This is a genomic window from Poseidonocella sp. HB161398 (assembly GCF_005870025.1).
GTDB lineage: Bacteria > Pseudomonadota > Alphaproteobacteria > Rhodobacterales > Rhodobacteraceae > Mangrovicoccus.
Window position 1 is genome coordinate 121811 of the sequence record NZ_VATA01000015.1, and the last position, 21588, is coordinate 143398.

General features: G+C 72.1%; 20 protein-coding genes and 1 pseudogene. 8 read left to right on the plus strand and 13 right to left on the minus strand.

Features of this window, described 5'->3' with window-relative positions; genetic code table 11:
• The first annotated feature begins 592 nt into the window (after positions 1-592).
• Positions 593-1897 (plus strand): short-chain fatty acid transporter, encoded by a 1305-nt coding sequence (locus FGX59_RS13915; protein ID WP_138467278.1) that lies wholly within the window; start codon positions 593-595, stop codon positions 1895-1897.
• Here FGX59_RS13915 and FGX59_RS13920 read toward each other — a convergent pair.
• The 3 genes from FGX59_RS13920 to FGX59_RS13930 are packed head-to-tail and all read right to left on the minus strand — an operon-like array spanning position 1881 to position 4230.
• Entirely contained in the window at positions 1881-3272 is a 1392-nt protein-coding gene (locus FGX59_RS13920; protein ID WP_138467280.1) for an ATP-binding protein, read from the minus strand. The two genes, FGX59_RS13915 and FGX59_RS13920, sit on opposite strands and share 17 nt — an antisense overlap.
• A complete protein-coding gene (locus tag FGX59_RS13925; RefSeq protein ID WP_138467282.1) occupies positions 3269-3931 on the minus strand; it encodes a response regulator transcription factor in 663 nt (220 codons plus the stop codon). The genes FGX59_RS13920 and FGX59_RS13925 overlap by 4 nt, the downstream gene beginning before the upstream one ends.
• Positions 3931-4230, minus strand: coding sequence for a PepSY domain-containing protein (locus FGX59_RS13930; protein WP_138467284.1), 300 nt, complete (start codon positions 4228-4230; stop codon positions 3931-3933). Before FGX59_RS13930 ends, FGX59_RS13925 begins: the two co-directional genes overlap by 1 nt.
• A 115-nt stretch (positions 4231-4345) precedes the next feature.
• On the opposite strand from FGX59_RS13930, the gene FGX59_RS13935 reads away from it, so the two are divergent.
• Positions 4346-4615, plus strand: a complete 270-nt coding sequence (locus FGX59_RS13935; protein WP_138467286.1) for a PepSY domain-containing protein — start codon at positions 4346-4348, stop codon at positions 4613-4615.
• A gap of 8 nt (positions 4616-4623) precedes the next feature.
• Here the strand turns inward: FGX59_RS13935 and FGX59_RS13940 are convergent, their stop codons facing one another.
• From FGX59_RS13940 to FGX59_RS13950, 3 genes are read right to left on the minus strand one after another with little or no spacing between them, the layout of a single operon-like run.
• Positions 4624-4956: a DUF190 domain-containing protein gene (locus tag FGX59_RS13940; RefSeq protein ID WP_138467287.1), complete on the minus strand. Its 333-nt coding sequence runs from the start codon at positions 4954-4956 to the stop codon at positions 4624-4626.
• Positions 4957-4967: 11 nt separating this feature from the next.
• Complete coding sequence (locus FGX59_RS13945) at positions 4968-5996, minus strand: HlyD family secretion protein (RefSeq protein WP_138467289.1); 1029 nt, start codon at positions 5994-5996, stop codon at positions 4968-4970.
• Between the two features lie 25 nt (positions 5997-6021).
• Positions 6022-7569: an MFS transporter gene (locus FGX59_RS13950; RefSeq protein WP_138467291.1), complete on the minus strand. Its 1548-nt coding sequence runs from the start codon at positions 7567-7569 to the stop codon at positions 6022-6024.
• Positions 7570-7694: 125 nt separating this feature from the next.
• On the opposite strand from FGX59_RS13950, the gene FGX59_RS13955 reads away from it, so the two are divergent.
• The gene (locus FGX59_RS13955; RefSeq protein ID WP_138467293.1) at positions 7695-8306 is read left to right on the plus strand and encodes a TetR/AcrR family transcriptional regulator; all 612 of its coding nucleotides are present in this window, start codon (positions 7695-7697) and stop codon (positions 8304-8306) included.
• A 155-nt stretch (positions 8307-8461) separates the two neighbouring features.
• The gene (locus FGX59_RS13960) at positions 8462-10096 is read left to right on the plus strand and encodes an NAD(P)/FAD-dependent oxidoreductase (RefSeq protein WP_138467295.1); all 1635 of its coding nucleotides are present in this window, start codon (positions 8462-8464) and stop codon (positions 10094-10096) included.
• 89 nt (positions 10097-10185) lie between these two features.
• Here the strand turns inward: FGX59_RS13960 and FGX59_RS13965 are convergent, their stop codons facing one another.
• The 4 genes from FGX59_RS13965 to FGX59_RS13980 all read right to left on the minus strand — a co-directional run bounded on the left by FGX59_RS13965 (position 10186) and on the right by FGX59_RS13980 (position 14474).
• Positions 10186-11070 carry a helix-turn-helix domain-containing protein gene (locus FGX59_RS13965; protein WP_138467297.1) on the minus strand — a complete coding sequence of 295 codons (885 nt, stop codon included), beginning with the start codon at positions 11068-11070 and terminating at the stop codon, positions 10186-10188.
• A 75-nt stretch (positions 11071-11145) separates the two neighbouring features.
• Positions 11146-12339 carry a serine hydrolase gene (locus FGX59_RS13970; protein ID WP_138467299.1) on the minus strand — a complete coding sequence of 398 codons (1194 nt, stop codon included), beginning with the start codon at positions 12337-12339 and terminating at the stop codon, positions 11146-11148.
• A 92-nt stretch (positions 12340-12431) separates the two neighbouring features.
• The gene (locus tag FGX59_RS13975; RefSeq protein ID WP_138467300.1) at positions 12432-13451 is read right to left on the minus strand and encodes a helix-turn-helix transcriptional regulator; all 1020 of its coding nucleotides are present in this window, start codon (positions 13449-13451) and stop codon (positions 12432-12434) included.
• 108 nt (positions 13452-13559) lie between these two features.
• Positions 13560-14474 (minus strand): DMT family transporter, encoded by a 915-nt coding sequence (locus tag FGX59_RS13980; RefSeq protein WP_138467302.1) that lies wholly within the window; start codon positions 14472-14474, stop codon positions 13560-13562.
• Between the two features lie 88 nt (positions 14475-14562).
• On the opposite strand from FGX59_RS13980, the gene FGX59_RS13985 reads away from it, so the two are divergent.
• Positions 14563-15453 (plus strand): LysR family transcriptional regulator, encoded by an 891-nt coding sequence (locus FGX59_RS13985; RefSeq protein WP_240722443.1) that lies wholly within the window; start codon positions 14563-14565, stop codon positions 15451-15453.
• A 127-nt stretch (positions 15454-15580) separates the two neighbouring features.
• Here the strand turns inward: FGX59_RS13985 and FGX59_RS13990 are convergent, their stop codons facing one another.
• Both FGX59_RS13990 and FGX59_RS13995 read right to left on the minus strand, forming a co-directional pair.
• Positions 15581-16996, minus strand: a complete 1416-nt coding sequence (locus FGX59_RS13990) for a sensor histidine kinase (RefSeq protein ID WP_171060644.1) — start codon at positions 16994-16996, stop codon at positions 15581-15583.
• Positions 16986-17651, minus strand: a complete 666-nt coding sequence (locus FGX59_RS13995; protein WP_138467307.1) for a response regulator transcription factor — start codon at positions 17649-17651, stop codon at positions 16986-16988. The genes FGX59_RS13990 and FGX59_RS13995 overlap by 11 nt, the downstream gene beginning before the upstream one ends.
• Positions 17652-17781: 130 nt before the next feature.
• On the opposite strand from FGX59_RS13995, the gene FGX59_RS14000 reads away from it, so the two are divergent.
• From FGX59_RS14000 to FGX59_RS14010, 3 genes are all read left to right on the plus strand, one after another.
• Positions 17782-18798 carry a tripartite tricarboxylate transporter substrate binding protein gene (locus FGX59_RS14000; protein ID WP_138467309.1) on the plus strand — a complete coding sequence of 339 codons (1017 nt, stop codon included), beginning with the start codon at positions 17782-17784 and terminating at the stop codon, positions 18796-18798.
• Between the two features lie 107 nt (positions 18799-18905).
• Positions 18906-19367, plus strand: a complete 462-nt coding sequence (locus FGX59_RS14005) for a tripartite tricarboxylate transporter TctB family protein (protein WP_138467311.1) — start codon at positions 18906-18908, stop codon at positions 19365-19367.
• Between the two features lie 12 nt (positions 19368-19379).
• Entirely contained in the window at positions 19380-20894 is a 1515-nt protein-coding gene (locus FGX59_RS14010) for a tripartite tricarboxylate transporter permease (RefSeq protein ID WP_138467313.1), read from the plus strand.
• A gap of 151 nt (positions 20895-21045) precedes the next feature.
• On the opposite strand, the pseudogene FGX59_RS14015 reads toward FGX59_RS14010, so the two are convergent.
• Positions 21046-21588, minus strand: a pseudogene (locus tag FGX59_RS14015) (aldehyde dehydrogenase (NADP(+))); the annotation flags it as partial.

A 21588-nucleotide genomic window follows, 5' to 3' on the forward strand; every position in this document is an offset into this window, starting at 1 on the left:
GTCTGCCACACCGACCTGCGGCGGGCCAGCCGCGCTGGTCTCGACGGGGCCCGCCTCCGGCGGTCGCGCCTCGGCCGAGGCCCGGACACGGAGCCCGCAGCGCCGGGCCGCGGGCGGCCGGCCGCATGACGCATGACGGACAGCGTCACAGGGCAGGCATCCCCGCCAAGCGACAGGCATGTGATGCGAAAGAGGCGCATCATCAGAGGCAATCATGGCGGCGGACGGGGTCCGCCGCAGCCTGCGGCCACGGCCCGGGACCGCCGTCCGGTCTTTCCTGGGCGGCTTCGGCTCCGGCAAGCATGCCGCGCAAGCGCCCGGGCGGTCCTGACGGGACCCCTCATGGCCGCCGGGACAAGCGCGGCCACGTCAAGTCGGCATCTGGCAGCCATGCGCTCTGCCCGGCCCTTCCGGAGGGCCGCCGGTCCCGTCGGCGGCGCAAGGGTCTCGGTCCATACCCTTTGACGCAGGAGCGCGGCGGCTTTCCCCCTGACACGGCAGCCGCGGAGCCGTTAACCATGGTTAAGAGCCGGCGGGAGGGGGCGGAGGCGCCGTTCCGCCCGGTGCCACCCGCAGAGGAGACCCCGTCGCCGTGGAAGCCATTACCAATTTCTCGGTGCGCGTCGTGCAGCGCTACCTGCCGAGCGCCTTCGTGCTGGCGCTCATCCTGACCTTCATCGTCTTCGCCCTGGGCATGGGCCTTGCCGGGCAGTCGCCCGTCGCCATGGCCGGCTACTGGGGCGACGGCTTCGCCAAGCTCTTCACCTTCGCCATGCAGATGGTGCTGGTCCTCGTCACCGGCTACGTGCTGGCGATGACGCCGCCGGTGCAGGCGATGCTGTCCGCGCTGACCCGCCGGGCCGGGACGGTGCGCCAGGCGCTGGCGATCACCATCGTCACCAGCTTCGCGTGCTACTATGCCAACTGGGGCTTCGGCATGGTGGCGGGCGCGATCCTGGCGCGCGAGATGGGCCGCCGCGTCCATGTCCATTTCCCGCTGATCGTCGCCGCGGCCTATGGCGGCGAGCTGGTGCGCGGCCCCTCCTCCTCGATCCCGCTGGTCATCGCCACGCCGGGGCATTTCATGGAGCAGGCCATCGGCATCGTGCCGGTCTCGGACACGCTCTATGCCTGGTGGAACATCCTGCTGACGCTGCTGCTGCTGGCGCTGCTCGTCGGCTTCTTCATGCTGCAGAAGCAGCCCGCCGAGATCGTCCAGTTCGAGGGCGGCGAGGAGGAGGACCCCGCGCCGCGGCCCGCTCGCGCCGAGATGACCCCCTCGGACCGGCTGGAGCATAGCCGCCTGCCGACGCTGGTCCTCGGCCTGCTGGCGGGCGGCTATGTCCTGCTGCAGATCGTCACCGGCGCCTTTTCCGTGACGCTGAACAGCTGGATCCTGATCTTCCTGTCACTCGGGCTGATCCTGCATCCGAGCCCGGCCGCCTATGTCGCGGTGACCGAGAAGGCGGTGAAGGCCGCGGCGGGGATCATCATCCAGTTCCCGCTCTATGCCGGGATCGCGGGGATGATGACCGGCTCGGGGCTGGTGACGCAGTTCTCGGACGCGATCATCTCGGTGGCGACGCCCGCGACCTTCCCGGTGCTGACCTTCCTCTGCGCGGGCGTGGTGAACTTCTTCATCCCCTCGGGCGGCGGGCAATGGGCGATCCAGGGGCCGGTGATGATGCAGGCGGCGGCGGCGCTCGGCGCGAACCCGGCGCATACCATCATGGCCTTCGCCTGGGGCGACGGCTGGACCAACCAGATCCAGCCCTTCTGGGCGCTGCCGCTGCTCGGCGTCGCCGGGCTCTCGGCGCGGGACATCATGGGCTACCTGCTGATCTGGCTCGCGATTTCCGGCATCGCCATCGCGGCGGTCTTCACCCTGATCGCCTGAGGGCGCCCTCCCCGCCCGTCCCGGGGGGCGGGGGCTCCGCCAGGGGCAGCGAGATGCGGACCTCGAGCCCCGCGCCACCGGGGCGCACCAGCGACAGCCGCCCGCCCGCGGCCTCGGCGATCTCGCTGGCGATGGCAAGGCCCAGCCCGCTGCCGCCGCCGCTCTCGTCGAGGCGCATGCCGCGCCGGGTCATCGCCTCCAGCCGGTCGGCGGGCAGGCCCGGCCCGTCGTCGCGGATCGCGATCTCCGCCGCGCCGCCCAGGGCACGGGCCGAGATCCGCACCACCGCCACAGCATGTCGCGCGGCATTCTCCAGCACCGGGCCGAGAAGCTCCGCCAGCTCGTCGGGCCCCAGCGCCACGTCGAGGCCCTCGGCGATCTCCACCTGCCAGTGCCGCGCCGCCCCGTCCGGCGTGCGGCGGATCACCGAGAGCACCCGCTCCGCCGCCGGGGCGAGCGGCGCCCGCGCCGTGCCCGGGGCGGCGGCCGAGCGCGCGCGGACCAGCTCTCGGTCGACATGGCGGCGCATCTCCGCGGCCAGCGCCTCGATCCCTTCGGCCGCCGCGGTCTCGCCCGCCTCTGCCAGCCGCGCGGCCTCGCCCAGGAGCGCCTGCAGCGGGGTTTTCAGCCCGTGGGCCAGATCGGCCGCCCGATCGCGGGCGCGGGCGACATCGCGGTCATGGGCGTCGAGCAGCGCGTCGATCTCGCCGGTCAGCGCGCGCAGCTCGGCGGGCCAGCCGCCGCCCATCCGCGCTTCGCGGCCGCGGCGCAGCGCGCCGATCCGCTGCCGCAGCGCGCCGAGCGGCCGCAGGCCGACCGCGATCTGCGCCCAGCCCGCCAGGATCAGCGCCAGCGCGAGGATCGCCAGATAGGGCAGCATGTCCCGGGTGAAGGCGGCCCGCGCCCGGTCGATCTCGGCCGTCTCCAGCGCCACCGCCGCCACCGCGCGGCCGCCGCCGAGCGCCTCGGGCAGGACCACGCCGCGCAGCAGCGCCAGGACCGGCGCGCCATCGGGCCCCGCCAGCCGCTCGACATGCGGCGCGCCATCCCCGGGCGGCGGCAGCGCCAGCTCGGCATCCCAGAGCGAGCGCGAGCGCAGGAGCGTGCCGCCCGGGGCCGCGATCTGCCAGTAGAGCCCGCCATAGGGCCGCTCGAAGCGCGGATCGCCCGGCGGAATGGCCACCTCGAGCGCGCCCGCGGGCCGCGCCAGCCCGGCAAGGAGCTGGTCGAGATGGACGGCAAGCTCCGCCTCGGCGCGGCGCTCCGCATGGGTGGCGAAGAGCGCCGAGAGCCCGAGCGCGGCCAGCCCGAGCGCGAAGAGCACCGTCACCGCCCCGGCAAGCCCCAGCCTGAGCCGCAGCGAGGCTGCGCTCATGCCGCCCCCTCGATCTGGTAGCCGAAGCCGCGCCGCGTGGCGATCACGCCGCGGCCGAGCTTGCGGCGCAGCCGCGCCACCACCGCCTCGAGCGCATTGGCCTCGCGCGCATCCTCGTCGCCATAGAGATGGTCGAGAAGCTCGGTCGGCGGCACCGGGCGGGCGCGGTGCAGCGCCAGATAGGCCAGCAGCCGGTATTCCAGCGCCGTTACCGCCACCGGCTGCCCGCCGATCGCGACCGTCATCCGCGTGGTGTCGAGGCTGAGCGCGCCGATCTCCTGGCGGGGGGCGCCCTGACCGGCCGAGCGGCGCACCAGCGCGCGGGCGCGGGCGACGAGCTCTTCCATGCGGAAGGGCTTCGGCAGGTAGTCATCCGCCCCGGCATCGATCCCCTCGACGCGTTCCTGCCAGCTGCCGCGCGCGGTCAGCACCAGCACCGGCACCTGCCGGCCCGCGGCGCGCCAGCGCTTGAGCACCGACAGACCGTCCATCCGCGGCAGCCCGAGATCGAGCACGATCAGCCCGTATTCCTCGGTGTCGCCGAGAAACCAGGCCTCCTCGCCATCGCCGCAGATCTCGGCGGCGAAGCCCGCGCGGCCGAGCGCGCCCGCCAGGTCGGCGGCAATCCTCGGGTCGTCCTCGACGCAGAGCGCGCGCATCAGTCCTCGTCCTCGTAGTCGCGGTCGAGGATCTCGCCGCTTCCGGCCGCGACCTCCAGCTCGGCCAGGCGGCCATCCTCGGTTACCAGCTCGATCTCGTAGACCAGCCGGCCGTCCTCTTCCTCCAGCTCGACCTCGATCACCCGGCCGGGCGTGTCGGCCTCGACCACGGCGAGGATGCGCGAGAGCGGCAGGATGGCGCCGGTCTCCAGCGCGCGGCGCGCCCGGTCCTGGTCGCTGTCGGCGGCAGGCGCGGTGGCGGCAAGCGCCAGGCAGAGAGAGAGAAGCGGCAGTTTCATGGCCATCCCCTACCCTGCCCCGGCTGACAGTTCGCTGACAAGCCGCGTCAGGCTGGCGTCAGCGGCTCTGCGCTAGGACGGGTCCATCGACGAAATTCCAGGAAAGGACATTCCGATGCTTCGCATGATCACCCTGATCGCCGCGCTCGCGCTTGCCGCCGGGCTGAACGCCGCCCGCGCCCAGCAGGCGGCGCCCGCGGACCGCTGGATGGAGATCGGCGCGCTGGCCGAGAAGCTGCAGGCCGAGGGCTACCGGCTGATCGAGGTCGAGCGCGACGACGGCGTCTACGAGGTCGTGATGGCCGACAGCCAGGGCTACCGCATCGAGGCGCATCTCGACCCGGTCACCGGCGAGAGGCTGGCACAGCGCCGCTTCGACGACTGACGCCGGGCTCAGAGCGTGCCGAACCGGGCGGGGACGCGGCTGTAGAAGAGCCCGGGCACCTGTCCCGCCAGCGCCGCGAGCAGCCGGTCGATCTCTGCCGAGGGCGCGACGACCGAGATCTGCAGCGGCTGCTCGGCCACGTCCATCAGCGTCACCCAGTGGGTGGCGCCGTCATGGCCGCGCCCGACCAGCCCGCCCGAAAGCGTCGCGCCCGGCACGCCCAGCCGGGCGATTTCGGCGAAAAGCCACTGGCCGAGCGGCTGGCGCCCGTGCATGCGGTCCTGCTGGGTCCAGAAGGTCAGCATCTCGCCGGTCGTCTCAAGGGGCATCTGGCGGTCCATGGCGGCGCTCCTCAGCTGCGGGTGTCGATTTCGGGCCGGGCGGACATGCCGACGCGCATCCGCTCCATCCCGTCCTGGCCGGGATCGAGGGCGATGCGCACCGGCAGCCGCTGGGCGACCTTGGTGAAGTTGCCGGTGGCATTGGCCGGGGCGATGGCGCTGTAGCTGACATTGCTCGCCGCGCCGAGGCTGGCGACATGGCCGGTGAAGACCCGGTGCGGGATCGCGTCCACCCGCAGCGTCACCTTCTGGCCCGGCGCCACCCGCGCCAGCTGGGTCTCGCGGAAATTCGCGGTGACGTAGATCCGGTCGAGCGGCACGATCGACATCGCCGTCGCGCCGACCGTGACATAGTCCCCGACCCGCAGGTTCTGCTGCCCGACCGTGCCCGAGACCGGCGCGGTGATGCGCGCATGCTCGAGCGCCAGCTCCGCCGTGCCGAGCGCCGCACCGGCCTGGCTGACCGCCGCCTCCGCCGCCAGCTTCTGCCCCGAATAGATGTCGAGCTGCGCCTTCGCCGCCTCGAGCGCCGCGGCCTTCCCGGCCTGGTCGGCCGTCGCCGCCGCCAGCGAGGAGACCGCCTCGTCCAGCGTCTGCTGCGCCACCGACTTGCGCGCCACCAGCGCGCGGGCGCGGGACTCCTCGGTCTTCGCCAGATCGAGCGCCGCATCGGCCGCCGAGAGCACCGCCTCCGCCTGGCGGATCAGCGCGCCCTGCTGGACGATCTGCGCCTCCAGCGTCTTCAGCGTCGCCTTCGCCGAGGCCTCGGCCGCCTGCGCGGAGGTCACCGCGAGCTTGAGGTCGCGCTCGTCGAGCACCGCCAGCAGGTCGCCGGCCTCGACATGCTGGTTCTCCTCGACCTCCAGCGCGACCACCCGCCCGGCGGTCTCGGGGGCGACATTGGTGTAGTCGGCAACCAGATAGGCATCGGCGGTCGCCTGGGTCGGCGCCTCGGATTCATGGCGGTTGAAATAGAGCCCCGCGGCGCCGAGCATCAGCACGGCGCCAGCGAGGGCGAATTTGGGAAGCGAAGAGGGCATCGGACGGACTCCTTGGCGGATCGGATCAGCGGCGCGGCGGGATCAGCGGCGCGGGAACATGGGTGAAGAAGGCGCAGAGCGGGACCATCGCCAGCGCGGTCCAGCCCAGGAGGCGGTAGGTGTCGGCGGCGGAGAGCGCGGCAGCCTGGGCGTCGATCGCGGTCGCCACGCTATCGGCATCGAAGCCGCCGGGCAGGTGTCCGGCCATCGCCGCGGCATGGCCGGTCAGCACGTCGGAATGGAAATGCTCGCGCAGGGTCGAGAACCTGCCCATCGCCGCAACGCCCGCCAGCGTGCCGAGCCCGCGCAGCATGTTGACGAAGCCGGCGATATAGGGCCCCTCCATCGGCTGCACGACCGAGGTGCTGAGGAACAGCAGCGGCACCACCGCCATCGGCTGGCCGAGCGCCTGCAGCGCCTGGGCGGGCAGGAACTGCCGCCAGGTCCAGCCGGTATCGAGCCCCGAGGCCAGCAGGCAGGCCGTGCCGACCAGCACCAGCCCCAGCGCCATCACCGCGCGGGCATCGACCCAGCGCTGGTAGAGGAGCAGCGCCACCGCGAAGCCCGCCACCAGCTGCGGCAGCCCGATCGCCAGCCCCACCGGCGCCGATTGCAGGCTGCGATAGCCCTGCACCCCGGCCAGGAAGGCGGCGGGCAGCGACGCGCCGGAATAGAGCACGACGAGGAGCAGGAAGAAGATCGTGAAGCCGATATAGAGATTGCGCCGCCCCATCAGGCTGAACTTGATGAAAGGCGCGGGATGCAGGCATTCGGCCAGCACGTAGACCGCAAGGAAGATGCCGCCCCCCGCAAGGCAGGTGGCGACCAGCGGCGAGTGGAACCAGTCGAGCCGGTTGCCCTGGCCGAGCCCGACAGCCAGCAGGAACAGCCCCGGCACGCCGGCCAGGAAGGCGACCCAGTTGAAGCTGTCGAAGCGCTTCCAGTTGACCGGCTCCTTCGGCAGGCCCCAGCCGACCAGCCCGGCGCAGAGCGCGGCGCCCGGCAGCAGCTGCCAGGAGACCCAGCGCAGGTCGGCCGCGCGGTCGGCCCAGTGCCCCACCGCCCAGAAGGCGACATTGGGCGTGAAGGTCGCCGTCATCGCGTAGAGCGCCAGCCCGTGCAGCCGGATCGGTGGCGGCAGGAAGCGCAGCGCCATCATCATCAGGAGCGGGATCAGCGCCCCGGCCGTCAGCCCCTGCAGCGCGCGCAGCACCAGGATCAGCCGCAGGTCGGACAAGAGCGGCATCGCCGCGGCGATCAGCGCCGTCACCGCCAGCATCGCCAGGAAGAAGCGGCGCACCGAGAAGGTGATCGCCATCCAGCCGGCGAAGGGCATCGCCACCAGCTCGCCCGCTGAATAGAGCGTGCTGATCCAGGAGCCGTTGTCGATGCCCTGGCCGATCGCCCCCTCGATATCGCTCAGCGCCAGGCTGCCCGAACGGCTGTTCAGCCCCGAGAGCATCGCGGCGATCAGCACGCCGGTCAGCGCGGCGGCGGTGCGCGCGTCGAGGACGGCCGGGGCCGCCGGTTTCGGAGGGGCCGCCGTCGCTGCGGCGGGAGCTGCTGCTGTCATGTGCCTATCGGATCCCCGTCCCCGCGGCAGATTGCCGGAGGTACGGTAATGGTCGTTACCGGATTTGCCTTCCGATATGGTAACAGCTATTACCATGTCAACCCGAAGCTGGCGGAGCCCCCGCGATGACCGAGCCTTCCCCTCCCGATCCGCGGCGCGCCGCGCTGATGTCGGCCGCGGCGGATCTGTTCTTCGAGCGCGGCTATGCGGCGACCAGCATCGACGCGATCATCGACCGGGCGGGCGGCTCCAAGCGGACGATCTACGCGCTCTTCGGCTCCAAGGAGGGGCTCTTCGAGGCGCTGGTGCGGGAGAATACCGAGCGGATGTTCGGCGCCGCGCTCTTCGGCGGCGAGGAGCTGTCGCTGGAGGCGACGCTGAGGGATTTCGCCACCCATCTGCTGGAGCTCTTCACCAATGAGCGCACGGTCGGGCTCTACCAGGTGGTGGTGGCCGAGGCCGGGCGGCTGCCGGAGCTGGCGGCGAGCTTCTACCGGCTCGGCCCCGAGCGCGGCCGCGCCTGGATCGCGCAGGTGCTGGAGCGCGCCGCCGCCCGCGGCGAGATCCTCCCCTGCGAGCCCGACCTGGCGGCGGGGCAGTTCCTGGGCCTGGTGCGCTCGGATGTCTATTACGAGATCGTGCTCGGCCTGCGCGGCCCGCTGAGCGACGCCGAGATCCGCCATATCGCCGATGCCGCCGTGGACACCTTCCTCGACGGGATGCGCCCGCGCGGCTGAGGCCCGCCGCGCGTTTCGTTCAACGCCCGGTTGCGGAACGTTCAAGACCCCCTGCCCGCCCGCGCCCTAGCCTCGGTCCCGCAGCCCTGCCCGAGGCGACGCCGCCCGGCCCGGCTGCAAGAGGGCGACCTCTTGTCGATCCAGGGAGGAACAGGATGACGAGGACACTTGACGCATTGGTGATCGGCGCCGGCGTGGCGGGGCTCTACCAGCTCTGGCAGCTGCGCCGCGACGGGTTCGAGGTGCACGGGGTGGAGGCCGGGACGGATGTCGGCGGCACCTGGTACTGGAACCGCTATCCGGGCGCGAAATTCGACTCCGAAAGCTACATCTACCAGTATCTCTTCGACGAGGATCTCTATCGCGACTGGACTTGGAGCGAGCGCTTCCCCGCCCAGCCCGAGATCGAGCGCTGGATGCATTACGTCGCCGACCGGCTGGACCTGCGCAAGGATTTCACCTTCGGAGCCAAGGTGACGAAGGCGGAGTACATCGAAGACACCGGCCGCTGGGCGGTGGAGACCGAGACCGGCGAGACCTATGACACGCAGTTCCTGATCGGCTGCACCGGCATGCTCTCGGCACCGCTGGAGAACCGCTTCGAGGGGCAGGAGAGCTTCCGCGGCACGATCCTGCACACCGCGCGCTATCCCAAGGGCGGGCTCGATCTGGAAGGCAAGCGGGTCGGCGTGATCGGCATCGGCGCGACCGGCATCCAGGTGATCCAGACCATCGCCCCGGTGGTCGGCGCGCTGAAGGTCTTCGTGCGCACGCCGCAATATGTCCTGCCGATGAAGAACCCGAAATACGGGCCCGACGAGGCGAAGGCCTACAAGGCGCGCTTCGAGGAGCTGAAAGGCAACCTGCCCGCGACCTTCACCGGCTTCGAATACGATTTCGAGCACAAATGGGCCGACCTGACACCCGATCAGCGCCGCGCCGTGCTGGAGGAGATCCATGCCGACGGCTCGCTGAAGCTCTGGCTTGCCTCCTTCGCCGAGATGTTCTTCGACGAGGCGGTCAGCGCCGAGATCTCGGCCTTCGTGCGGGAGAAGATGGCGGCGCGGCTGAAGGATCCGGCGCTGATCGACATCCTGGTGCCGAAGCCCGGCGACTACGGCTTCGGCACGCACCGGGTGCCGCTGGAGACGAACTACCTGGAGGTCTACCTGCAGGAGAATGTCGAGGCGGTCCCGGTGAAGGAGAACCCGATCGCCCGGATCGTCCCCGAGGGGGTGGAGCTGGCCGACGGCACGGTGCACGCGCTCGACGTCATCATCATGGCGGTGGGCTTCGACGCCGGGTCCGGCGCGCTGGCGCGGATCGACATCGCCGGGCGCGACGGGATGCGGCTGCGCGAGGAATGGGCGAAGGACATCCGCACGACGCTGGGCCTGCAGAAGCACGGCTTCCCCAATCTCTTCATGACCGGCGCGCCCTTGGCGCCCTCGGCCGCGCTGTGCAACATGACCACCTGCCTGCAGCAGCAGACCGAATGGATCGCGGACTGCCTGCGCCACATGCGCGAGACCGGCGCCACGGTGATCGAGCCCACCGCCGAGGGCGAGGAGGCCTGGGTCCGCCACCATGACGAGACCGCCAATGCGACGCTGATCGCGAAGACCAATTCCTGGTACACCGGCTCGAACGTGCCGGGGAAGCCGCGCCGCGTGCTCAGCTATACCGGCGGGGTCGGCACCTACCGGCAGAAATGCAGCGAGGTCGCGGCCAAGGGCTACGAGGGGTTCGAGCTGCGCCGCGCCCCGGCCGGGATGGAAGCCGCCGAATGAACGAGGGCGGTCCGGCGCGGGATGCCCCGCCGAACGCGGCCTGACCCCTCAGGTTCCAGCCCGGACGGGGATGCGCGGCGCCGGACCGCTCACTGCGCCCGCCGCCGGAAGACGGCGGGCGTCTCGCCGAAGGCGGCCGAGAACATCCGTGTCAGATGCGCCTGGTCGGAGAAGCCGCAATCCGCCGCCACCGCCTTGATCGGCAGCGCGCTCCGCGCCAGCAGCCGCTTCGCCGCCTCCAGCCGCCGCGCGGTGACATGGGCATAGGGCGGCCGCCCGAAGCTCTTGCGGAAGGCGCGCGAAAAGCGGCAGGGCGCCATGCCCAGCAGCGCCGCCATCTCCTTCAGCTCCATCGGGCGCGCGAGGTTATCCTCGATATAGCCGCGGATCCGCCGCTCCTGCGTGGCGCTCAGCCCGCCCGCGGCCCGTGGCTCCGGCAGCCGAACCGAGGCGTAGCGGCGCAGCAGATGCACGATCAGCCCGCGCGAGACCGCATCGACATAGAGCGCCCCGCCCATGCCGCGGCTCTGCGCCTCGCCCGCGATCGTGTCGAGCGCATGGGTCATCACCGGATCGTCGGTCCTGAGCACGTCGTTCAGCACCACCTCGGCGCCGTCGCAGTCGAGCATCTCGCCCGCCACCTCGGCGACGAGCCCCGCCGACAGGTAGACATGGACCACGTCGATCTGCGCGCCCCAGCTCCAGGAGGCCTGCTGCGCCCGGGTCAGGAGCGAGGCCGCGCCGGGGCAGAGCGTCTCGCGCCGCCATTTCCCGTCGAAGCGGCGCTGCATCGGCGTCACCCCGCCGCGATAGCCCACCAGCATGTAGTCCCGCATCGCCGGCACGACCGCCTCCTGCCCCGCATAGCGGTAGGCACGGGTGTTCACGTTCTTCCAGCCCAGCCCGTCGCTGGACAGCAGCACCCGCCCCGGCACCCAGCCAGGCAGGGCCTGGTAGTCGATCAGTCCGCTCATCGCCATTCCTCCTCCCTGAACGGCAGATGGCGGGGGACGCGCGCCGCCCCCCGCCAGGGTCCTTCCGGACGGCGCTCAGGCGGCCTTGGCCGCAGCCAGCGCGCGATAGACGGCGGTCTCGAACTCCAGGAAGCCCGGGAAGGAGACCGCATCGCCGAAAGGCAGGATCTGCGTCGCCCAGTAGCCGCCGAGGCCGTTCTGCCGGTCGATCCAGAAATAGCTGTTGGCCAGCCCCGCCCAGCCGATCGATCCCGCCGGGCGCCCGGTCGGCGCGGTTTCTGCATTGACCATGAACGTGTAGGCCCAGTCCTTCGCCAGCCCGGGAAAGAATTCGGCGTCATTCGACAGCGACGGGATCACCCCGGGCAGCATCGTCACCTTCTGCGGCGGCACCAGCGCGCCCTTCACCGCCCAGTCGACCGTCTCGGGGCGCAGCACCCGGCCATTCGGGCCCGCCCCGTCATTCAGCCACATGCGGATGAACTTCATGTAGTCGGGGACCGTGGCGTAGAGCCCGTGGCCGCCCATGTCGATCTCGGGGTCGTCGGGCAGCGCGAAGCCGTCCATCGGCTCCAGCCCGCCATCGGCGCCGCGGGCATGGATCGTGGCGCTGCGGTCCTTCATCGCCGTCGTGCGGGTGAAGGCGATCTCCTCCATCCCCAGCGGATCGAAGACCCGTTCGCGCATCACCTGGCCCAGCCGCTTGCCGCGGATGCCCTCGACCACCTGGCCGACCCAGTCGATATTCGTGCCGTATTCCCAGCGCGTGCCCGGATCGAAGAGCAGCGGCGTCTCGAGCGCGGCGCGGCTGGCCGTCACCACCGAGGGCTGGCCGTGATCCTCGGCGAGCCGCTTGTAGGTCTCGCTGAAGAAGTCGTAGCCGAAGCCGGCCGTATGCAGCATCAGCTGCCGCGTGGTGACATCCGTCTTCGGCGCGCGCAGCCGCGGCGCCCCGCCGGCATCGAAGCCCTCGATCACCTGCAGCCGGCCAATCGCCGGGGCGTAGTCCTTCGCCGGCGCGTCGAGATCGAGAAGCCCCTCCTCCACGCATTGCAGCGCTGTCGTCCCGGCAATCGCCTTGGTGGTCGAGAAAATCGCGAAGACCGTGTCGAGCGTCATCTCCGCCCCCCCGAGCCGCCGCTCGCCGGCCGCGCCCGCATAGATGTCGCCCTCCCGGCCGGTGAGCATCGCCACCACCCCGGGCACGCGCACCGGCCCCGAGACCGCGCGCGCCAGAACGGCATCGCAGGCCGCTTTCAGATCCGTCATGTTGTCCTCCCTCAGCTGTCGCTGCTGGGAAGGCTAGCGCGGCGGCTCCGGCCGGTCTGTCCGCGACCGGCAGCCGATGTCACCGACCGGCGTCAAACTGCGCCGCGCCCGCGCGCCCGCGCCCGGGTCTCGGAGGGCAGCTCGCCGAAGCGGCGGCGGTAGCGCCCGGCCAGCGCGCCGAAATTGGCGAAGCCCCAGCCCGCGGCGATGGCCGCGACGCTCTCGCCCTCTGCCGCTTCCAGCAGCTCGGCGCGCAGCCCCTCGAGCCGCCGCGCCGCCAGAAATTCGCGCGGCGTCATGCCCCGGAAGCGGCGGAACCCGCCCGAGAGCGTGCGCGCCGAGACGCCGGTCCGCTCTGCCACCTCGCCGATCGAGGGCGCCTCGCGCGCCTCGGCCTCGAGGATTTCCTCGGCACGGCGGACATAGCCGGGCGCCGCCTCGCGCCCGCCCCGCTCCAGCCGCACGCCCGCCGCCGCCGCCCAGTGACGCAGCAGCTCCAGGCAGATCGCCTCTTCCAGATGCCGCGCCAGCGCGCTGTCGGGGCGCAGCAGCCCGCAGCCGCCGAGCGCCCGCGCCGCATAGTCGAGCAGCCGCAGCCAGGCGGAATCCGGCCCGCCGAAGCGCGCCCGGCAGCCCCAGAGCCGCTCGCCCGGGACATGGCCGTACCAGCGCAGCGCCGTCTCCTCCATCACGTCATGGCCGATGGTCAGGTTGAGCTGCATGTGATCGGCATCGCCCTGCAGCCAGTAGCCGGTGCGGGTGCAGTCGACGACGAAGCTCTCGCCCGGCCCGGTCGACGCCGAGCCGCCCGCGCATTGGTGGCAGAGCGCCCCGCGCAGCGTGTTCAGCACCAAAATGTTGCCCGCCTCCGGGTCGAACCGGTCGAGATGGATGCCGGTGCCGTAGGAGAAGCGCGTCATGGTGATCCGCCCGGCCCGGGCCGGGATCATTGTCGCGTCGGGGCGCGACAGCCGCTCCAGCGGGCGGACGCGGTAGGGCATGTAGACGCTCCGGCAGAAGTCCTGGACCTCGTCCCAATCGGTGGAGCGGGTGCGCCCGCGATGCCGCACCGGCGCCCCCGCAGCGTCGAGCAAGAGTGCCTCCTCCAGCATTCCCGTCCCCTCCCGGCGGTTTTCGTGCCGGCGAGCATAGCACGTCCCGCGGCGGCGGAAGCGGGCGCGCGCTACGACTTTGGTTGCAGTCCCGGAGCCGCGCAGTGCTCAGCGCGGGCCGCGCAGCGCCGGGTCCCGCCGCCAGAGCCCCCGCGCCGCCAGCCCCGGTCCGGCGAGGATCAGCGCCAGTCCCAGCGTCACCAGCCCGGCCGCCGCCAGCGTTGCGGGCCCCGCGGGCTCGCCCGGCAGCAGCTGCCCGAGCCCCAGCGTCGCCACCGGGATCAGCGCCGGCAGGCTGGTCCCGGCCACCGGGCCCAGAAGCTCGGCCGAGCGGTTGAAGGCATAGACCGCGACCACCCCGACCAGGCCGCCCTGCACCAGCGCCTGCAGCGCCAGATCGGCAGGCGGAACCGCGCCGAGCCGGACCGGGAAGAGCAGCGGATAGAGCGGCAGGAAGACCAGCGCAGAGCCGGTGGCGACCACCGCCGCGGCCTCGAGCGCGGGCACCTGCCGCCAGCGTACCAGCGCCGCATAGCCCGCCCACATCAGCCCCGTCGCCACCAGGATCGCATGGCCCGGCGCCAGCGGCCCGGCCGCGCCGAGGAAGGCCGCGAGCCCCGCCGCGGTCAGCGCGATCCCCGCCAGGCCCGGCCAGCCCAGCGGCCGACCCGGCACGACCCGCGCCAGCAGCACCGATGCGATCGCCATGATCCCGGGATTGAGCGCGCCCGCCGCCGCCGCCGGGGCGCTGCGCATCGCCAGCGACAGGAGCAGCACATAGGGCGCGCCGAACCCCGCCACCATTCCCGCAGCAGTCCAGGCCCCCGGCCAGCGCCCGCCGCGGCGCCAGAGCACCGGCGCCAGCAGCACCGCCGCCACGCCGAAGCGCAGTGCCGCCAGATCGGCCGGGCCGAGCCCGGTGGTGACGCCCAGGCGCAGCATCACCAGCGAGCCCGACCAGATCAGGATCGCCAGCCCGGCCCAGGCCAGGCCGCGCAGCGCGGCATCGGGAAGTTGCAGCATCGGAGGTCTCCTTGGCGCCATCGAACAGGGTTGACCCGAGGCTAGGCGAGATCCAGGAATTAGGAAAACGGGACTTTCAGTACAAATGATGCAGGAAATCGAAACCATCGAGGGCGCCGGGGCGCGGACGCTCAATCTCGACGCGCTGCGCAGCTTCGTCGCCATCGAGGAGACCGGCTCCTTCCGGCTGGCGGCGGCGAGGGTGCACCGCTCGCCCTCGGCGGTCAGCCTGCAGATCGCCAAGCTCGAGGAAACCCTCGGCACGCGCCTGCTGGAGCGCAATGCCCGCCGCGTCGCGCTGACCGGCCATGGCGCGCTGCTCCTGCGCCAGGCGCGGCGTATCCTCGGGCTCAGCGACGAGACGATGGCGCTCTTCCGCCCCGCGGCGCTGCAGGGCGAGCTGCGGCTGGCCGCCCCACATGACCTGGGGATGTCGCTGGTGCCGCAGATGCTGGCGCGGCTGGCCGAGCGCCACCCGGCGCTGCGGGTCGAGGTGCATCTGGGCGCGAGCGAGGAGGTGCTCCGCCGCTTCCGCAGCGGCGGGGCGGGGCTCGCGCTCTTCAACGACGCCGGTCCGCCGCAGCTTGCCGCCGAGGAGCTGGCGCGCGAGCCGCTGGCCTGGCTCGGGCGGGCGGGCGGCACCGCGGCGGAGCGCGATCCGCTGCCGCTCGCGGTGGCGGGACCGGGCTGCGCCTGGCGCGAGGCGGCGCTGGCCGCGCTCGACGCCGCCGGGCGGCGCTACCGCGTGGCCTATGCCAGCGACACCTCGATGGGCCAGCTCGCGGCGCTCCGCGCCGATCTGGCGGTGGCGGCGCTGCCGCGCTCGCTGGCGGGGCCGGACCTGGCCGAGCTGCCGGGCGATTGCCGGCTGCCCGCCCTGCCCGAGACCCGCATCTGCGCCGCCGGCGACGGCAGCCCCGCCGCCGCCGCGATGATCGCGCTGGCCGCGGAGATCGCCGCCGGTCCGCCCAGCCGCTAGCGCGCCGGACCGCTTTTCCGCCTGTCCTGGACGCATGGACAGGGCGGGCGCGTCCGTCGGCCGGGACCGGCGGGACTGCTGAAAGACGCGGAAATGCGAAAGTTGCGGCGGGCGGGCGCTCCCGCGGTCACGGGCCCCGGGGGCCGCGCGGGCGGGCGGATTGCGGCCAGGGCAGGACCAGCACCGCCTCGAACCCGCCGCCGGCGAGATTGCCGAGCTCCAGCCGGCCGCCATGGAGCGCCGCCACCCGCTCGACGATCGACAGGCCGAGCCCGCTGCCGCGGTTGCGGGCGCCCGCGCGGAAGAACCGCGTGCCGAGCCGGGGCAGCGCCTCTGCCGCAACGCCCCGCCCTTCATCCGCCACGCGGATGGCGAGCCCGCCCTCCACCGGCCCGAGCGCGATCCGGATCCGCCCGGCCCCGTGATGGAGCGCATTCTCCGCCAGGTTGCGCAGCGCGCTTTTCAGCAGCGCCGCGTCGCCGGCGATCCGCACCGGTACGGCGGCGCCCTCGATCTCGATCTCGCGCCCGGCGGCATAGATGCCCGGCGCCGCCTCGCTCGCCACCTCGCGGATCAGCCCGGCAAGGTCGAGCGGCCGCGGCGGCGCCTCCGAAAGCGCCGCGTCTTCCGAGGCATGGGCCAGCGACAGGAGCTGTCCGATCGTCCGCGCCATCGCGCCGTTCAGCTCCAGCAGCCGCGCCGCCGTGCCGGGCGCGGGCTCGGCCTCCTCCATGTCGATCAGCGTGCGCATCTCCGCCAGCGGCGTGCGCAGCTCGTGCGAGATGTCGGCATTGAACTGGCGGGTCTGCGCGGCATGGCGGCGGATCTGCGCCATCAGCCGGTTGATCGCGGTGACAAGCGGCACCAGCTCGCTGGCCGCGGGCACCGGCAGCGGGTCGAGATCGCCGGGCGCGCGCCGCTCCAGCTCGGCACGCACGCTCGAAAGGGGCGCAAGCCCGCGACCGACGGCGAAGAGCGCGATCGCCAGCATCCCCGCCCCGGCCAGCAGGCTGGAGCCGCCGAGGATCCACAGGATGCGCGCCGAGAAGGCCCGCCGCCCGCTCAGCGACTCTGCCAGCACCACCGTCGCCAGCCCCGAGACCTGGCCGTCGGCGATCCACCGCTCCAGCCGCACCGCGCGCAGCCGGTTGCCCGCGAAGTCCGTGGCGTAGAAGGCCACCGGCCCGGGCTCGGGCGCCTCGGGCAGCGGCAGACCCCCGAAGCCGCCCAGCGTGTCCGCGCCGAAATCGATGCGGTAGAACATCTTCTCCCCCGGCGCCGAGGGCAGCGAGGAGAGGCCGAAATAGTAGTAGTCGACCTCGGCCCGTCCGTCGCGGATCTCGATCCGGTCGGCAAGGCCGCGCGCCGATTGCAGCAGGATCTCGTCGAAGAGCCGCGCCGACTGGCTCTGGATCAGCGCCGAGGCCAGGACCAGCACCGCGCCGCAGAGCAAGAGGCAGGGCAGCGCCAGGAAAAGCAGGATGCGCAGCCGCAGCGAGGGCGGGGCAATGCGCGGCGCGGCCGCGGAGGGATCAGCCGCCATCGGCCAGCAGGTAGCCCAGGCCGCGGATCGTCCCCAGCGCCAGCGCCGGGCCGAATTTCGAGCGCAGCCGCGAGACATAGGTCTCCACCGCCTGCGGGTTCAGGTCGTCCTCGAAGCCCGCCACGCGCTCGGCGATCTGCGCCTTGCTGACCACCCGCCCGGCATTGAGCATCAGGAATTCGAGGATCGCCAGCTCGCGGCGCTGCAGCGCCACCGGAACGCCATCCAGCCGCACCACCCGGGCGATCTGGTCGAGCGCGATCGGCCCGTGGCTGAGCAGGCTCGTCGGCTGCAGGTTGCGCCGCCGGATCAGCGCGCGCACCCGCGCCACCGCCTCGTCGAGGCTGAACGGCTTGCACAGGTAGTCGTCCGCGCCGGTCTCCAGCCCCTCGATGCGCTGCTCCACCCGGTCGCGGGCCGAGATGATCATCACCGGCAGCTGGCGGCGGCGGCCGCGCAGCCCGGCGAGGATCTCGATCCCGTCGATCCCCGGAAGGCCCAGATCGAGCAGCAGCAGGTCGTAGTCCTGCGCCGCCAGCGCGGCCTCGGCATCGGCGCCGTCACCCACCGCGTCGACCGAATAGCCCGCCCCGCGCAGCTTGCGGCCCAGCCCCTCCGAGAGGGTGGCATTGTCCTCGGCTATCAGTACCCGCACGCGTCCCCTCCGGCCTCCTGCCCTCGCAACGGAAAATTCGGATTTATTTCCGCGGCGCGCAAGCCCCATGCAAGCTTCGCCTTGGAAGAGGGTCCCCGCAAATGCAATCTCCTGGGAGGAGGACATCGACATGATGCCACGAACCGACAGCCCGATTCCGCGCCGCGCCAGCCTGAAGGCGCTGGCGCTGGCCTGCCTTGCGCCGCTTGCCGCCGCCCTGCCCGGCGCGGCGACGGCGGATGACTGGCCCGCGCGGCCGGTGACGCTGGTCGCGGGCTTCGGCACCGGCGGCGGGCTCGACAGCATGACCCGCGCGATGAACGGCTACCTGGCCGAGGAACTCGGCGTGCCGGTCAGCGTCGTCAACCGTCCCGGCGCCGGCACGATGGTCGCCGCGACCTATGTGCTGAACCAGCGCGACGACGGCTACACGCTCTTCTCCTCGACCTTCTCGCCCTATCTCAACACCGCCGTGCTGACCGGCCAGGCCGATTTCACCATCGAGGATTTCGCCTACCTGAACTTCCAGTGGTTCGATTTCGACCTGGTCGCCACCTCCGCGGACAGCCGCTTCTCCAGCCTCGCCGAGCTCGTCTCCGAGATCCGCGACGCGCCGGGCAAGGTCCGCGCCGCGGTGGTGCAGGGCTCGGCCGGGCACCTGATCACCAAGCTGATGCTGGAGCGCGCGGGCATCCCGCAGGAGAATCTCAACCTCGTCACCTACAATAGCGGCGGCGATGCCCGCACCGCGGTGGCCGGCGGCCAGGTCGATTTCTTCGTGATCGGCGCCGAGGGCTCTGAAGGCGTGCGCGAGATGATCCGGCCGCTGGCCATCGTCGATTCCCGCCGCCACGGCGAATGGGACGCCCCGCCCCTCAACGAGGCGCTGGCCCCGCTCGGCATCGAGATGCCGCTGATCCCCGGCGCAATCCGCGGCTTCGCGGTCTCGGCGGCGGCCCGCACCGAAAGCCCCGAGGCCTGGGACCGGCTGGTCGCGGCCTTCCAGAACGTGCTCTCGCGCAAGGACGTGCAGGAGGATCTGGCCGCGCGCAATATCGGCAGCGTCTGGATCGGGCCGGAGCGCGCGGCGGAGATGATGAAGGACAGCTACCAGACCTTCGCCACCTACGGCTACCTGCTCGAATGAGCCCGGTCCCCCGCCGGACCTGATCCGGCGGCGCGCCCTCTCCCCCATTTCCCGCGTCCCGGGCGGCCAGGCGCCGCCCGCCAGGGGCGCGCTGCGGAGCCTTTCCCATGACATTTCCCGCGACCCGGCGTCTCGCCGACGCCCTGGTGATCGCCCTGATCGCCGGCTGGACCCTGTGGTATCTCGCCGACACGGTCTCGGCCTCCTCCCGCGTCACCAACCTGATCTTCATCCTGCCCGTGGCCGTCCTGCTGCTGGGGCTCTGCGGCTTCGAGGCGCTGCGCCTCCTGCGCGCCCCCGCCGCGCCGGCGCCCGCCCCCGCGGCCGAAGACGACCCCGAGGACCTCGCCGGCACGCTGAAGGTGATGGCGCTCTTCGCCGCCTATGTCCTCTCGGCCGAGCGCATCGGCTTCGACCTGGCCACCTGCCTCTTCGTCGGGCTCTACCTGCTCCTCAAGGGCGAGCGGCGGCCCCTGATCGTGCTCGGCTATGCCGCGCTCTTCGGCAATCTGGTGACGCTCTTCTTCGCCCGGATGCTGCCCTATCCGATGCCCATGGCCTGGCTCTGAGGAGGCCCCCCGATGATCGATTTCAACGCGCTCCTCTCCGCCTTTTCCATCCTCGGCAGCGATGCCGCCCCCTGGCTCGTCGTGCTGCCGGGGCTGCTGATCGGCCTCGTCTTCGGCGCGGTGCCGGGGCTGCAGATCTCCATGGCGATGGCGATCTTCCTGCCGATGACGCTCTACATGGACTTCCTGACCGCAATCCTGTTCCTGACCGCGATCTTCACCGGCGGCGGCTTCGGCGGCGGCATTCCGGCGATCCTGATGAACATCCCCGGCACCTCCTCGGCGATCTCCACCGCCTTCGACGGCTATCCGATGGCCCGGCGCGGCGAGCACAACGAGGCGCTCGGCCTCTCGCTCGGCGCCTCCGCGGTCTCGGTGGTGATCGGCTACATCCTGCTTCTCGTGCTGATCCAGCCGATCTCCGCCGCCGTGCTGAAGCTCGGCCCGACCGAGATGCTGGTGGTGATCCTCTGGGGGCTGACCATGATCGCCAGCCTCAGCGAGGGGGCGATGTCGAAGGGCCTGATCGCCGGCGGGCTCGGGCTGCTGCTCGGCACGGTCGGCTTCTCCGATGCGGGCGTCCTGCGCGGCACGATGGGCGTGACCTACCTGATGGACGGCATCCCGGTCGTGCCCGCGATGATGGGCATGTTCGCCGCCTCCGAGCTCCTGCGCCTGCAGAATGCCCGCTACCTCGTCGCCGACGACGCGGCGCGCCGGGTCAGCCCGCGGCGCATCTTCGCCGGCATGGCCCAAACCTTCCGCCATCCCGGGGTGATCCTGCGCGGCTCGATGATCGGCATCGTCATCGGCGCGATCCCGGGCGTCGGCTCCTCGGTCTCGAACCTGCTCTCCTATATCGAGACCAAGCGCCGCGACGCCGATCCCGAGAGCTTCGGCAAGGGCAATCCCAAAGGCGTGGTCGCCTCGGAATCCGCCAATAGCAGCTCCGAGGCGGGCTCGCTGGTGACGCTCCTGGCGCTCGGCATCCCCGGGGGCGGCGCGACCGCGGTGATGCTGGCGGCCTTTGCCATGCACAATGTCACCGGCGGGCCGCAATTCATCCGCGACCAGGCCGATATCGTCTATGCGATCATCCTGGCCAATCTCGGCCAGGCGCTGCTCCTCGTCATCCTCGGCAGCCTGATGCTGCCGCTCCTGGCGTCGCTGGTGAAGGTGCCGATGAACTTCCTGATCCCGGCGGTGCTGTCGCTCAGCGTCTTCGGCGCCTACGGGCTGACCGGCAGCATTGCCGGGCCGGTGACGCTCCTGGCCTTCGCGGTAATCGGCTGGCTGCTGCGGCGGCAGGGCTATCCGGTCTCGGCGGCGGTGATCGGGCTGATCCTCGGCTCGCTCGGCGAGACGGCGGCGCTCCACAGCTACCAGATCAGCGGCGGCGATCCGGCCTATCTGCTGCAGCGGCCGATCACGCTGGGCCTCGCGCTCCTGGTCATCGCAGCGCTGGCGGCGAAGCCGCTGCTGGCCCGGCGCAGGCTCCGCCGCCAGGCCGCGGCCCGCGCCTCCTGACGCCGCAGCGCCTCCCCTCCGTCCGGGGGGAGGCGCCTCCCGTCCGGCATGCCGCGGGATCAATGCCGGGTCCGGCATTGGTCTTCTGGTTCAAGGGGTTGGCGCAGCCCGGCCCCGGGGCGCGGCCTTGCGGCCACGGGGCCGGGGCGGCTCAGGCGATATCCTCGGGCAGGACGCTTGCGGGGATGTTCTGGAAGCAGACCGGGCGCAGGAAGCGGCGGATCGAGAGGGTGCCGACGGAGGTCGCGCCGAAATTGGTCGAGGCCGGATAGGGACCGCCATGGACCATCGCGTCGCTGACCTCGACGCCGGTGGGGAAGTTGTTGGCCATGACGCGGCCCGCCTTGCGCTCGAGCACCGGCAGCAGCTGCCGCGCCAGACCCGCGTCGCCCTCGTCCATGTGCAGCGTCGCCGTCAGCTGGCCCTCGAAGCCCTTCGCCAGCGCCACCATCTGCTCCGCCGTGTCGGTGCGGATCACGAGGCCCAGCGGGCCGAAGACCTCTTCGCCGAGCGCATGGTCCTGCAGGTACGAGTCCGCATCGGTCTCGTAGAGGTTCGGCGAGGCCTCGCGCCCCGCGCTCTCGGTCTCCAGCACCGGCGTGACCGCGTTGCGGCCCTGGAACCGCGCCTTGCCCGCCTGGTAGGCCGCGGCGATCCCGCCCGTCAGCATCACCTGCGGCGCGACCTTGGCCAG

Bases quoted from the DNA above. Each gene is read 5' to 3' on its own strand.
- FGX59_RS13945 (WP_138467289.1), bottom strand. From the start codon at position 5,996: ATGCCCTCTTCGCTTCCCAAATTCGCCCTCGCTGGCGCCGTGCTGATG.
- FGX59_RS13920 (WP_138467280.1), bottom strand. From the start codon at position 3,272: ATGAGCGCAGCCTCGCTGCGGCTCAGGCTGGGGCTTGCCGGGGCGGTG.
- FGX59_RS13930 (WP_138467284.1), bottom strand. From the start codon at position 4,230: ATGAAACTGCCGCTTCTCTCTCTCTGCCTGGCGCTTGCCGCCACCGCG.
- FGX59_RS13955 (WP_138467293.1), top strand. From the start codon at position 7,695: ATGACCGAGCCTTCCCCTCCCGATCCGCGGCGCGCCGCGCTGATGTCG.
- FGX59_RS13980 (WP_138467302.1), bottom strand. From the start codon at position 14,474: ATGCTGCAACTTCCCGATGCCGCGCTGCGCGGCCTGGCCTGGGCCGGG.
- FGX59_RS13965 (WP_138467297.1), bottom strand. From the start codon at position 11,070: ATGAGCGGACTGATCGACTACCAGGCCCTGCCTGGCTGGGTGCCGGGG.
- FGX59_RS13985 (WP_240722443.1), top strand. From the start codon at position 14,563: ATGCAGGAAATCGAAACCATCGAGGGCGCCGGGGCGCGGACGCTCAAT.
- FGX59_RS13925 (WP_138467282.1), bottom strand. From the start codon at position 3,931: ATGCGCGCGCTCTGCGTCGAGGACGACCCGAGGATTGCCGCCGACCTG.
- FGX59_RS13940 (WP_138467287.1), bottom strand. From the start codon at position 4,956: ATGGACCGCCAGATGCCCCTTGAGACGACCGGCGAGATGCTGACCTTC.
- FGX59_RS14010 (WP_138467313.1), top strand. From the start codon at position 19,380: ATGATCGATTTCAACGCGCTCCTCTCCGCCTTTTCCATCCTCGGCAGC.
- FGX59_RS13960 (WP_138467295.1), top strand. From the start codon at position 8,462: ATGACGAGGACACTTGACGCATTGGTGATCGGCGCCGGCGTGGCGGGG.
- FGX59_RS14005 (WP_138467311.1), top strand. From the start codon at position 18,906: ATGACATTTCCCGCGACCCGGCGTCTCGCCGACGCCCTGGTGATCGCC.
- FGX59_RS13990 (WP_171060644.1), bottom strand. From the start codon at position 16,996: ATGGCGGCTGATCCCTCCGCGGCCGCGCCGCGCATTGCCCCGCCCTCG.
- FGX59_RS13970 (WP_138467299.1), bottom strand. From the start codon at position 12,339: ATGACGGATCTGAAAGCGGCCTGCGATGCCGTTCTGGCGCGCGCGGTC.
- FGX59_RS14000 (WP_138467309.1), top strand. From the start codon at position 17,782: ATGATGCCACGAACCGACAGCCCGATTCCGCGCCGCGCCAGCCTGAAG.
- FGX59_RS13975 (WP_138467300.1), bottom strand. From the start codon at position 13,451: ATGCTGGAGGAGGCACTCTTGCTCGACGCTGCGGGGGCGCCGGTGCGG.
- FGX59_RS13935 (WP_138467286.1), top strand. From the start codon at position 4,346: ATGCTTCGCATGATCACCCTGATCGCCGCGCTCGCGCTTGCCGCCGGG.
- FGX59_RS13950 (WP_138467291.1), bottom strand. From the start codon at position 7,569: ATGACAGCAGCAGCTCCCGCCGCAGCGACGGCGGCCCCTCCGAAACCG.